Genomic DNA, 11,589 nt, shown 5'->3' on the forward strand with positions numbered 1-11,589 from the left:
CGGCCGGGCCCTTCCCCGTGCGGGCGCGGGGCGGGGCGAGGTGCTCCTGGAAGGGACGGCCCTGGGAGGGACGGCCCTGGGAGGGGTGCTCCTAGAAGGGGTGGTCCGCCGGTTCGCGGCGCACCGTCGTCCAGCGCAGTTCGGTGAAGGCCTCCAGGTTCGCCTCGCCGCCGAAGCGCGCCCCCGTGCCGGACGCCGCGACGCCGCCGAAGGGCGCGACCGCCTCGTCGTTCACCGTCTGGTCGTTGATGTGGACGATGCCGGTGGGGATACGGTCCGCGAGCCGCACCCCGAGTGCGGTGTCGCGGGTGACGATGCCCAGGGAGAGACCGTACGGGCTCGCCGACGCCAGGGCCGCGGCCTCGTCGAGGGTGGTGAAGGAGCGGACCGGTGCGACCGGGCCGAACACCTCCTCGGCGTACGCGGGGGTGTCGTCGCCGACGCCCGCCAGCACGGTGGGCCGGTAGAAGAGGTCACGGTGGGTGCCGCCCGCCGCGAGCTTCGCGCCGCTCGCCGTGCTGGCCTCCACCAGGTCGTGGATCTTGGTGAGTTGGTCCTGGTCGATGATCGGGCCCAGGTGCACCTTCTCCCGGTGCGGGTCGCCGACGGCCAGGGACTCGGCCTTGGCGGCGAGCCGTTCGACGTACTCGTCGTAGAGCGAGGCGTGCACGAGGTGGCGGCCCGTGGTCATGCAGATCTGGCCCTGGTGGAAGAAGGACCCCCAGGACGCCTGGGCGACGGCGCCCTCGAGGTCGGCGTCCTCCAGTACGACGAGGGCGGAGTTGCCGCCCAGTTCCAGGTGGGCGCGCTTGAGCGCGCGCCCCGCGGCCTCCCCGACCGCTCGGCCCGCTCCTGTGGACCCGGTGAAGGAGACGACCGGTACGCCCGGGTCGGCGACGAGCGCCCGGCCGGCCTCGGCGCCGCCGGGCAGGACGTGCAGCAGGCCCTCGGGCAGTCCCGCCTCGGCGAACACGGCGGCCAGAGCGAGGCCGCCGCAGACCGCGGTGCGGGGGTCGGGCTTGAGCAGGACGCCGTTGCCCAGCGCGAGAGCGGGGGCGACGGAACGTATGGAGAGGATCAGCGGGGCGTTGAAGGGGGCGATGACGCCCACCACCCCGGCCGGAACCCGCTGGGTGTACGACAGCCGGGGCGCCTCGCTGGGCAGCACCTGGCCGGTCGGGCGGGAGGCCAGGGCGGCGGCCTCGTAGCACTCCTGGGCGGCGACGTGGAGCTCGAAGTCGGCCTTGCCGGGTATGGACCCGGATTCCCGTACGAGCCATTCCCGCAGCTCGTCGGCGTGCGCGGCGAAGAGGTCGCCGGCGCGGCGGAGCACGGCGGCCCGCTGGAGGTGCGGTGTGCGGGACCAGGCCGCCTGCACGGCCCCGGCGGTCCGGGCGGCCGTACCGACGTCCTCCGCGGTGGCGAGCGTGACGCGGCCGAGCGTGCCGCCCGTGGCGGGCTCGACGACGTCCGACTCACCGCCCGAGAGCCGGACGGGCTGCCAGGTCTTGGGGTCGAGCAGGGGCATGCGGATCTCCAGTCGCTCAGTCGTGCGGTCGCTCAGTCGAGGGGAAGTCCCGTGTAGTTCGCGGCCAGTTCCGCGGCGGCGGACCGGGAGGCAGCGAGACGGTGCAGCCTTGCGAGATGCACTCGTTCGTCGAACGCACTCTCGTTTGGTTGACTGTGCAACATCGTAGTCATGTCATACGAGAAACGGGTGGCCTGCCACACTCGCCGCAGGCACAAGTCCGAGTAGGAGTCGAGGAGTTCGTCCGATCCGGTGCGGTGGTGGTGGGTGAGGGCACGCGCCAGGACCTGTACGTCGGAGACCGCCAGGTTGAGCCCCTTGGCGCCGGTGGGCGGCACGATGTGCGCCGCGTCCCCGGCCAGGAAGACCCGTCCGTACCGCATGGGCTCGGTGACGTGACTGCGCATCGGGGTCACCGACTTCGAGGTGATCGGGCCGCGCGCCAGGCTCCAGTCCCCGTCGACCGCGAAGCGCCGGTCGAGCTCGTCCCAGATCCGCTCGTCGGACCAGTCGGCGGGGTCGGTGCCGTTGGGGACCTGGAGGTAGAGGCGGGAGACGCTGGGCGAGCGCATGCTGTGGAGGGCGAAGCCGTCCTCGCCGCGTGCGTAGATCAACTCGTCGCAGGACGGCGGGACATCGGCGAGGATGCCCAGCCAGGAGTACGGGTACGTGCGCTCGTACGTACGCCGGACCGCGTCCGGGACCGCCGCGCGCGCGATGCCGTGGAAGCCGTCGCAGCCGACGACGTAGTCGCACTCCAGGGTCTGCTCGCGGCCGTCGTGCGCGAAGCGGACGACCGGCCGGTCGGATTCCGGCTTCTCGACGGCGAGGGCCTCGGCTTCGAAGAACAGCGGTGGCCCTTCGGCCAGTTGGAGCGCAACGAGGTCCTTGACGACCTCGGTCTGGGCGTACACGGTCACCGACCGCCCGCCGGTCAGCTCGGGGAAGTCGACGCGGTGGCTCCGCCGGTCGAAGCGGAGCTCGATGCCGTGGTGCACGAGCCCTTCGGTGTCCATGCGGGCGCCGGCGCCGCAGGCGCGCAGGGCGTCGACGGTGCCCTGTTCGAGGATCCCGGCGCGCTGGCGCTGTTCGACGTACGCGCGGGTCCTGTTCTCCAGGACGACGCAGTCGACGCCGGCGTTGTGCAGCAGCCGGGCGAGGAGCAGCCCGGCCGGGCCGGCGCCGATGATTCCTACGGTGGTGCGGAGGGTGGGGGACATCGGTTCAGCGCTCCAGTACGAGTGCGAGGCCCTGGCCGACGCCGATGCACAGCGCGGCGAGGCCGGTGCCCGAGCCCGCGGCGGCGAGCTGGTGGGCGACGGACCCGGCGAGGCGGGCGCCGGAGGCGCCGAGCGGGTGGCCGATGGCGATGGCGCCGCCGCGCGGGTTGACGACGGCGGGGTCGAGGTCCGGCCATTCGGCGAGGCAGCCGAGCGACTGGGCGGCGAAGGCCTCGTTCAGTTCGAAGGTGGTGAGGCCGGCGAAGGACCGGCCCGCCTTGGCGAGCGCCCGCTGGACCGCCTCGACCGGGCCGAGGCCGAAGAGCTGCGGCTCGATGCCGGTGACGGCGGAGGCGCGGATGCGGGCGAGCGGCTCGCGGCCGGTGGCGCGCAGCCCCTCCTCGTCGACGATCAGGAGGGCGGCGGCGCCGTCGTTGAGGGGCGAGGCGTTGCCCGCCGTGACGCTGCCGGTCTTGCGGAAGACGGGCTTCAGCCTCGCCAGCGCCTCCATGGTCGAACCCTCGCGGATGCACTCGTCCCGGGTGAGGTCCACGCCGTCGTACGGGACGACCTCTCCGTCGTACAGCCCCTCCGCCCACGCCTCGGCCGCCTTCTGGTGGCTGGCCAGCGCGAAGGCGTCCTGCTGCTCGCGGGTGATGCCGTGCTTGTCGGCGATGAGCTCGGCGCCCTCGCCGAGCGGGACGGTCCACTCGTCGGGCATGCGGGGGTTGGTCATGCGCCAGCCGAGCGTGGTCGAGTGCAGCTCCTGGTGGCCGGCGGGGAAGGCGCGCTCGGGCTTCTGGAGCACCCAGGGGGCGCGGGACATGGACTCGACGCCGCCGGCGATGGCGACGGAGGCGTCGCCGAGCGCGACGGCGCGGGCCGCCTGGATGACGGCTTCGAGGCCGGAGCCGCAGAGGCGGTTGACGGTGACGCCGGGGACGGAGACGGGGAGTCCGGCGAGCAGCACGGCCATCCGGGCGACGTCCCGGTTGTCCTCGCCCGCGCCGTTGGCGTCGCCGAAGTAGACGTCGTCGATCCTGGCCGGGTCGAGAGCGGGCGCGCGGGCGACGAGCGACTTGACGACGTGTGCGGCGAGGTCGTCGGGGCGTACGGAGGAGAGGGCGCCCCCGAACTTGCCGATCGGGGTACGGACGGCGTCGACGATGTAGACGTCGCGGATGCTCATCGGGTCTCCGGAGTCGTAGGGTGATCACTGCGCGGTTGTTCGCAGAATGAACTATCGTTCACATCTGACCTCGCCCGAGTCTCTGCGGAGCGTCGTCCGCTGTCAACGGTCTGCCAGGAGGAATCCCATGTCGAGTGCCATGCCGAGCGTCACGCCGGGTGCGGCGTCGCGCTCCGCCGCGTCGCCCGTGGAGCCCGTGGAGCCCATGGAGTCTGTCGAACCGGCCGAGCCGGTCGGTCCGCTGGAGCGCGGGCTCACCGTGCTGCGCGCCCTGTCCGCGCCCGGTGCCGATGACCGGATGCGGCACAGCGACCTCGTACGGTCGACGGGCCTGGCCCGCTCCACCGTCGACCGGGTCGTGTCCACCCTCGACCGGCTCGGCCTGGCGCGCAGCGACGGGCGCGAGGTGGCACTGGCACCCCGACTGATGGAGCTTCCCGGCGCGTACCTGACGGCCTGCGGGATTCCGGCGGCGCTCGGACCCGCGGCGGAGCGGCTCGCGGACGAGTTCGACGAGTCGGTGTCGGTGGCGGTGCCGGACGACGGGGTCGCGGGGGTGCGGTTCGTGCTCCAGACGACACGGCAGCGCACCATGTCGCTCGCCTTCCGGATCGGTGATCTGCTGCCCGCCGAGCGGTGCGCGCCGGGCGCGCTGTTCGCGGCGGAGTGGGACGCGCGGCAATGGCGGGTGTGGCGCGGGCGGCGGGCCGCGGACCCGCTGGACGCGGGGTTCGCGGCGGTGCCGCCGCGTGGCGCGGCACGGGACACGGACGCGGACGTGGAGGACTTCGAGCGGCGGGCGGCGCGGGCGGGCGTGGACGGCTGGGCGGGCGACGACCAGCTGATCGAGCCGGGTCTGGTGGCGGTCGCCGTGCCCGTACGCGACGGGGCGGGGCGCACGGTGTGCGCGGTGAGCGTGGTCAGCCACACCAGCCGGCACACCCTGGACTCACTGCGCGAGACCGTACTGCCCCGGCTGCGCGCGGTGCGGGGCGAACTGGAGGCGGCGCTGGCGGCGCCGCGTCCCGCACCGGAGACCGCGCCCGTGCGGGACACCTCGCTGGAGGCCAAGCGCGAACTCGGGCCGGGCTTCCTGCAGTCCCTGGCGCGCGGCCTCGCCGTCCTCGGCTCGCTCGGCGCCGACCGGGGCGACGGGATGGCACTGACGGCGGTCGCCGGGGCGACCGGGCTGGCGCGGGCGACGGCACGGCGTTCGCTGCTCACACTGGAGCAGCTGGGGTACGTCGCCTCGGACGGGCGCCAGTGGCGGCTGCTGCCGCGCGTGCTCGAACTGGGCTGCGCCCGCCTCTCCGAACGGGGCCTCGCGGACATCGCCCGGCCCCATCTCGTGGCGCTGGTACGGCGCGTGCACGAGTCCGCGTCACTGGCGGTGCTCGACGGCGCCGACATCCGGTACGTGGCGCGCGTCCCCACGGTGCGCATCATGAGCGTCAACATCACGGTGGGTACGCGTTTTCCGGCGTACGCGACATCGATGGGGCGGGTGCTGCTGGCGGGACTGGCGCCCGGCGAGCGGCCGCCGCTGCCGGAGGCACTGCCGGCGCTGACCCGGCACACCGTGACCTCGCCGGCCGAGCTGGGCCGCGTCGTCGAGCGGGCGGCGGCCGACGAGTACGCCCTGGTGGACGAGGAGCTGGAGGAGGGTCTGCGCTCGCTGGCAGTGCCGGTGCGGGACGGGCAGGGGCGTGTGGTCGCCGCGGTGAACGTGGCCCGGCACGCGGGGAACGGCACGCCCCAGGAGATGCGGGAGGCGTTGCTGCCGGCGTTGCGGGAGGCGGCCGCGCTGATCGAGGCGGACCTGCGGGCCCTGGGCACGGCGGGCCGGACCGCACCGCCGCTCTGACCCCGGCGCCCCCCGCGGGGCCGCTCCCCGCCCGTCTCCTTCCCGCACCGCGGGAGCGGTCCGGCCCGTACGTACCTGCGCCGCCCGCCGGCACCGGCAGGTGTCCGGCGACGCCGCGCGCGGCCCGGCAGGTCCGCGCCGCGGACCGGGCCGTCCAGGTCCTGGCCTCACCCGGGTGACGGCTTCTACGGCTGGAGGCCGGCCCCGGTCACGGCCTCGGACTCCGCCGTGTGCCCGGCGAAGACCGTGCGGAAGGCGCCCCGCACGGATGCCTCGCGCGTGCGGTCCAGCACCCCGAAGACCACCTCGTCGAAGTGGCCGGAGAAACGGCCTTCTCCGGTGAGGTGCGCGTGGAACGCGCCCGCCACGGCAGCGGGATCGTTCATGAAGACACCGCAGCCCCAGGCGCCCAGCACCAGCCGCCGGTAGCCGCACGCGGCGGCCGTCTCCAGGACCCGCCCGGCACGGGACGCGAGCGCGGCCGGGATGCGGTGCGCCAGGTCGGGTTCGCGGCTGCGGATCACTCCCGCGTTGGGCGCGGGCGAGGTGAGGAACCCCACGGTGTACGGCGCGGCGAGCAGTGCGCCGCGGTCGTCGCGGAAGACCGGGACGCCGGGCGAGTGGATGACCCGGTCGGTGTAGAACGGGCTGCGGTCGGCGCGGTGGTGGGCGTAGAACCCGGGGGCGCGCAGCAGGGTCGCGTACAGCGCGGAACCCCGGCACAGCGCCTCCTCCTGCGCCTGGGCGCCGTTCAGGTAGCCACCGCCCGGATTGCGCGCGGAGGCGAAGTTGAGCACGGCGACCGGGCCGGGCGCCGCCCCGGTCAGCCTGCGCGCCGCCTCCAGGCTGCTCTCCCCCGTGACTTCGAAGGCCGTCGTACGGTCCGTGTCCGGCGTGACGGGAACCGGGTCGGGGCCGTACATCCGGGTCCCGGCGAGGGCGGCGGCCAGTGCCTCGCCCATCGGCACGTCCCGGCCGCCCGGAGCGGTGTACCGGCCCGCCCCGACGATCTCTTCGGTCTCTTTCGCGATTCCCCGCAGTCGTGCGCTCACAGACCGGATCGTCGGTGACCACCGCCCGCCGGCGCAACGGAGTTTCCGCGCCCGCCGGGTCACCCTTGTGCGAGTCGGCGTCTATGGCTTAGGTGGAGGGTGATGCCCGTCCCGGCCCGTCCGGGGCGGGCTCAGGCACGATCCCGTCCGTCCGGCCATTCGGTAAGGGGGAACAGCCCATGCCCACAGGCGACTTCGCGCAAGAGGGCCCACCGCTCACCGAGAGCGACGCCGAGGCACTGCTGCGCGGCATCTGTTTCAAGACAGGTCCGCCGCGCACCGTCGGCGTCGAACTCGAATGGTTCGTCCACGAGCTCCACCTCCCCGAACTCCCCGTGGAACCCGCCCGTCTCGAAGCGGCGACGACCGCTCTGCGGGCCCTGCCCCTGCTCTCGGCGCTCACCGTCGAGCCAGGCGGCCAACTGGAACTCAGCTCACTCCCGGCCCCGTCCCTGACCGGATGCATCGACTCCGTCTCCGCCGATCTGGACGCCGTACGCGCCGTTCTGCGCTCCCGGGACCTCGGCCTCACCGGTATCGGTACGGACCCCTGGCACCCCCCGAAACGTCTTCTGCGCGAGCCCCGTTACGACGCGATGGAGGCGTACCTCGACCGGACGGGTCCCGCGGGCCGGGCCATGATGTGCTCGTCGGCCTCCGTCCAGGTCTGCCTGGACGCGGGACACGAGGAGCCGGGCACGCTCGGCCACGGGCGGCGCTGGCTGCTCGCCCACCTCCTGGGCGCCGTACTGTCGGCGGCGTTCGCCAACTCGCCCTTCCACCAGCGGCGCCGTACCGGCTGGCGGTCCACGCGCCAGGCCTTGTGGGCGGAGATCGAGCCCGGCCGCTCCGCCGCTCCGCCGCTCGACGCGGAGCCGCGCGGCGCGTGGGCGGACCGCGCGCTGGACGCTCCCGTCATGTGCGTCAGGGGTCCGGACGACCGGCCGTGGGACGTACCGGAAGGGATGTCCTTCCGTTCCTGGATACGTTCCGGGGTGCCCCGGCCGCCGACCCGCGCGGACCTCGACTACCACCTGACCACGCTCTTCCCGCCGGTGCGTCCGCGCGGCCATCTCGAACTGCGCATGATCGACGCGCAGCCGGGCGAGGACGGCTGGATCGTTCCGCTCGCCGTGGCCACGGCGCTCTTCGACGACCCGGCGGCCTCGGAGATCGCGTACCGGACCGTCAAACCCCTGGCGGAGACGGCCGGTTCGCTGCCCGCGCCGCGCAACCCGCTGTGGATCAACGCAGCCCGGTACGGGCTGGCCGACGCCGAGCTGCGGGCGGCCGCCGAGGTCTGCTTCGACGCGGCGCTCGACGCGCTGCCCCGGCTCGGCGCGTCCACCGCCGTGCAGTGCGCCGTCGCCGCGTTCACCGAGCGGTACGTCGTGCACGGGCGGTGCCCCGCCGACGATCTGCTCGACCCCGCTCCCGGGAAGGACATCCGCGCATGAGCGACCCCATCGAGACCACCGGTCACACCACCGATCCGGAACCGCTGCGCGCACGCGCCGTCGACGCGCTGCTCAGGGCGCGCGAGCGCACCGCCGCGCTCACCGACTGCGTGGACGACGGCGAACTGACCGCCCAGCACTCCCCCCTGATGTCGCCGCTGGTCTGGGACCTGGCGCACATAGGCAACCAGGAGGAGCTGTGGCTGCTGCGGGCGGTCGCGGGGCGCGACGCGATGCGGCCCGGGATCGACTCGCTGTACGACGCCTTCGAGCATCCGCGCGCCGCGCGCCCCTCACTGCCGCTGCTCGCCCCCGACGAGGCCCGGGGATACGCCGCGGAGGTGCGCGGCCGGGCCCTCGACGTACTGGAACGCAGCCCCCTGCGCGGCACCCCGCTGCTGGACGCGGCCTTCGCCTTCGGGATGGTCGCCCAGCACGAGCAGCAGCACGACGAGACCATGCTGATCACCCATCAGCTGCGGCGCGGCCCCGTCGCGCTCACCGCTCCCCCGCCGCCCCGTCCGACGGCCGCGACGACCGCCGGCCTCCCGGACGAGGTCCTCGTCCCCGGCGGCACGTTCCCCATGGGCACGTCCACCGAACCGTGGGCGCTCGACAACGAGCGGCCCGCGCACCACCGTTTCGTCCCGGCGTTCTTCATCGACACGGTGCCGGTGAGCAACGGCGCGTACCTGCGCTTCATGGAGGAGGGCGGGTACACCGACGAGCGCTGGTGGGAGCCGGAGGGCTGGGCGCAGATCCGCAAGCACGGCCTGCGCGCCCCGCTGTTCTGGCGCCGCGAGGGCGGCCAGTGGCTGCGCCGGCACTTCGGGGCCGTGGAGCCCGTACCGGAGGACGAGCCGGTCCTGCACGTGAGCTGGTACGAGGCCGATGCCTACGCACGGTGGGCGGGGCGGCGGTTGCCCTCGGAGGCCGAGTGGGAGAAGGCGGCCCGCCACGACCCGGCGGCGGGCCGCTCGCTGCGCTACCCGTGGGGCGACGCCGACCCCACCCCGGAGCGGGCCAACCTCGGCCAGCGCCACCTGCGGCCGGCGCCGGTGGGGGCGTACGCCGCCGGGGAGTCCCCGCTCGGCGTACGGCAGCTGATCGGCGACGTGTGGGAGTGGACGTCGAGCGACTTCCTGCCCTATCCCGGCTTCGCGGCCTTCCCGTACCGCGAGTACTCCGAGGTCTTCTTCGGCAGCGCGCACAAGGTCCTGCGCGGCGGTTCCTTCGCCGTCGACGCGGTGGCCTGCCGGGGCACGTTCCGCAATTGGGACCTGCCGGTGCGCCGCCAGATCTTCGCCGGGTTCCGTACGGCGCGGGACGCGCCGGACACCCGGGACGTACCGCCGGGCACACCGGGCACACCGGGCACGGTGGTGTCCTGATGTGCCGTCACTTCGCCTGTCTGGGGCCCGAGGTGCCCCTCGGCGACCTTCTGGTGAAACCCGCGCACGGCCTGTACCGCCAGGCGTGGTCGCCGCGCCGCCAGCGGTACGGGACCGTCAACGCGGACGGGTTCGGGGTCGGCTGGTACGCCGAGGGCGACCCGGTGCCGGCCCGCTACCGGCGCTCGGGGCCGATGTGGGCCGACGCCTCCTTCGCCGACCTGGCCCGCGTCGTACGCTCCGGGGCCGTGCTCGCGGCGGTCCGCGACGCCACGGAGGCGGGCGCGGACGGGGAGGCGGCGGCGGCTCCGTTCGCCGCCGGGCCCTGGCTGTTCAGCCACAACGGCGCGCTCAGGGGCTGGCCCCGGTCGGTCGCGCCGCTCGCCGGCGCGCTGCCCGCGGCCGAACTGCTCGCCCTGGAGGCGCGGTGCGACTCGGCGCTGGTCTGGGCGCTCGTACTGCACCGGCTGCATGACGGCGACGAACTGGGGCAGGCGCTGGCGGACACCGTCCTGGAACTGGCGGAGGCCGCCCCCGGCTCCCGGCTGAACCTGCTGCTCACGGACGGCGAGACGGTCGCCGCGACCGCCTGGGGCGACACCCTCTGGTACTACGCGGAGCCGGGCCGCCGCACGGTCGTGGCATCCGAGCCGTACGACGACGATCCGCACTGGCGCGAGGTCCCGGACCGCACCCTCCTCGCCGCCACCCGCACCGATGTCCTGCTGACCCCGCTCAAGGAGCCCACTGCGTGAGCCCGTTCCTGCTGACCCGCACCCTGCCCGAGGACGCGACGGACGCCGATCTGCGCGCCGACGTGCTGCACGGACTGACCCGCACCCCCAAGGCGCTGCCGCCGAAGTGGTTCTACGACGCGCGCGGCAGCGAGCTGTTCGAGGAGATCACCCGGCTGCCCGAGTACTACCCGACGCGCGCGGAGCGGGAGATCCTGATCGCGCGCTCCCCCGAGATCGCGGCCGCCACGCGGGCCCGCACGCTGGTGGAGCTGGGCTCGGGCTCCTCGGAGAAGACCCGCCACCTGCTGGACGCCCTCCTGCCCGAACTGCACAGCTACGTCCCGGTCGACGTCAGCGAGAGCGCGCTGACCGCCGCCGCGACGGCGCTCCTCGACGAGCGGCCCGCCCTGTCCGTGCACGCGCTGATCGCGGACTTCACGCGCGGCCTCGCCCTGCCCGGGACGCCGGGTCCGCGCCTGGTCGCCTTCCTGGGCAGCACGATCGGCAATCTGCTGCCCGACGAGCGCGCGACGTTCCTCAGGTCGGTGCGGTCGCTGCTGGCCCCCGGGGACGCGCTGCTGCTCGGCACGGACCTGGTGAAGGACGAGGAGACGCTCGTCGCGGCGTACGACGACGCGCGGGGCGTCACCGCCGCGTTCAACAAGAACGTCCTGTCGGTCGTCGACCGGGAGCTGGGCGCGGACTTCGACCCGGACGACTTCGACCATGTCGCGGTGTGGGACCGCGGGCACGAGTGGATCGAGATGCGGCTGCGGGCGCGTACCGCGCTGACGGTGAAGATCCGCGAGCTGGACCTGGTGGTGTCGTTCGAGGAGGGCGAGGAGATACGCACCGAGATCTCGGCGAAGTTCCGGCGGGAGAAGGTACGCCGGGAACTCGCCGGGGCGGGCCTGGACCTGCGGGAGTGGTGGACCGACGCGGGCGAGCGCTTCGCGCTGTCGCTGGCGGTGGCGGTGTAGGGGCCCGTCGGCGCCTGCGGCGGACCGGCCCCGGACCCCGGGGCTGGAGGGGTACCGCGACCCACTCCAGCCCCTACCCCCCCGTTATGTTCTTGGCGGTCCTGCAATGGGACCGCTGGCCTCCGGGCCCGGCATGACTGTGTCCCCCTGTCGAAGGCATGACCTGGGGGG

General features: G+C 74.2%; 9 protein-coding genes. 5 read left to right on the forward strand and 4 right to left on the reverse strand.

From position 1 onward, the window contains the following. Positions 1-91: 91 nt before the first annotated feature. The 3 genes from ACWD0Y_RS26690 to ACWD0Y_RS26700 are packed head-to-tail and all read right to left on the reverse strand — an operon-like array spanning position 92 to position 3,937. Entirely contained in the window at positions 92-1,528 is a 1,437-nt protein-coding gene (locus ACWD0Y_RS26690; RefSeq protein WP_450262873.1) for a benzaldehyde dehydrogenase, read from the reverse strand. Between the two features lie 32 nt (positions 1,529-1,560). Then, the gene (locus ACWD0Y_RS26695; protein ID WP_450262874.1) at positions 1,561-2,748 is read right to left on the reverse strand and encodes a 4-hydroxybenzoate 3-monooxygenase; all 1,188 of its coding nucleotides are present in this window, start codon (positions 2,746-2,748) and stop codon (positions 1,561-1,563) included. Between the two features lie 4 nt (positions 2,749-2,752). Beyond that, a complete protein-coding gene (locus tag ACWD0Y_RS26700; protein ID WP_450262875.1) occupies positions 2,753-3,937 on the reverse strand; it encodes a thiolase family protein in 1,185 nt (394 codons plus the stop codon). Between the two features lie 205 nt (positions 3,938-4,142). Between ACWD0Y_RS26700 and ACWD0Y_RS26705 the strand changes: the two genes are divergently transcribed. Beyond that, positions 4,143-5,801, forward strand: coding sequence for an IclR family transcriptional regulator domain-containing protein (locus ACWD0Y_RS26705; RefSeq protein WP_450262876.1), 1,659 nt, complete (start codon positions 4,143-4,145; stop codon positions 5,799-5,801). Positions 5,802-5,986: 185 nt separating this feature from the next. On the opposite strand, the gene ACWD0Y_RS26710 is transcribed toward ACWD0Y_RS26705, so the two are convergent. Beyond that, entirely contained in the window at positions 5,987-6,853 is an 867-nt protein-coding gene (locus tag ACWD0Y_RS26710; protein ID WP_450262877.1) for a TIGR02452 family protein, read from the reverse strand. A 179-nt stretch (positions 6,854-7,032) separates the two neighbouring features. Between ACWD0Y_RS26710 and egtA the strand changes: the two genes are divergently transcribed. The 4 genes from egtA to egtD are packed head-to-tail and all read left to right on the forward strand — an operon-like array spanning position 7,033 to position 11,418. Further along, the gene (gene egtA / locus ACWD0Y_RS26715) at positions 7,033-8,310 is read left to right on the forward strand and encodes an ergothioneine biosynthesis glutamate--cysteine ligase EgtA (RefSeq protein WP_450262878.1); all 1,278 of its coding nucleotides are present in this window, start codon (positions 7,033-7,035) and stop codon (positions 8,308-8,310) included. After that, complete coding sequence (gene egtB / locus ACWD0Y_RS26720) at positions 8,307-9,701, forward strand: ergothioneine biosynthesis protein EgtB (protein WP_450262879.1); 1,395 nt, start codon at positions 8,307-8,309, stop codon at positions 9,699-9,701. The genes egtA and egtB overlap by 4 nt, the downstream gene beginning before the upstream one ends. Further along, positions 9,701-10,456, forward strand: coding sequence for an ergothioneine biosynthesis protein EgtC (gene egtC / locus ACWD0Y_RS26725; protein WP_450262880.1), 756 nt, complete (start codon positions 9,701-9,703; stop codon positions 10,454-10,456). Before egtB ends, egtC begins: the two co-directional genes overlap by 1 nt. Continuing rightward, positions 10,453-11,418 carry an L-histidine N(alpha)-methyltransferase gene (gene egtD, locus ACWD0Y_RS26730; protein WP_450262881.1) on the forward strand — a complete coding sequence of 322 codons (966 nt, stop codon included), beginning with the start codon at positions 10,453-10,455 and terminating at the stop codon, positions 11,416-11,418. The genes egtC and egtD overlap by 4 nt, the downstream gene beginning before the upstream one ends. Positions 11,419-11,589 lie beyond the last annotated feature (171 nt).

The sequence above is a fragment of the Streptomyces altiplanensis genome (genome assembly GCF_053591575.1).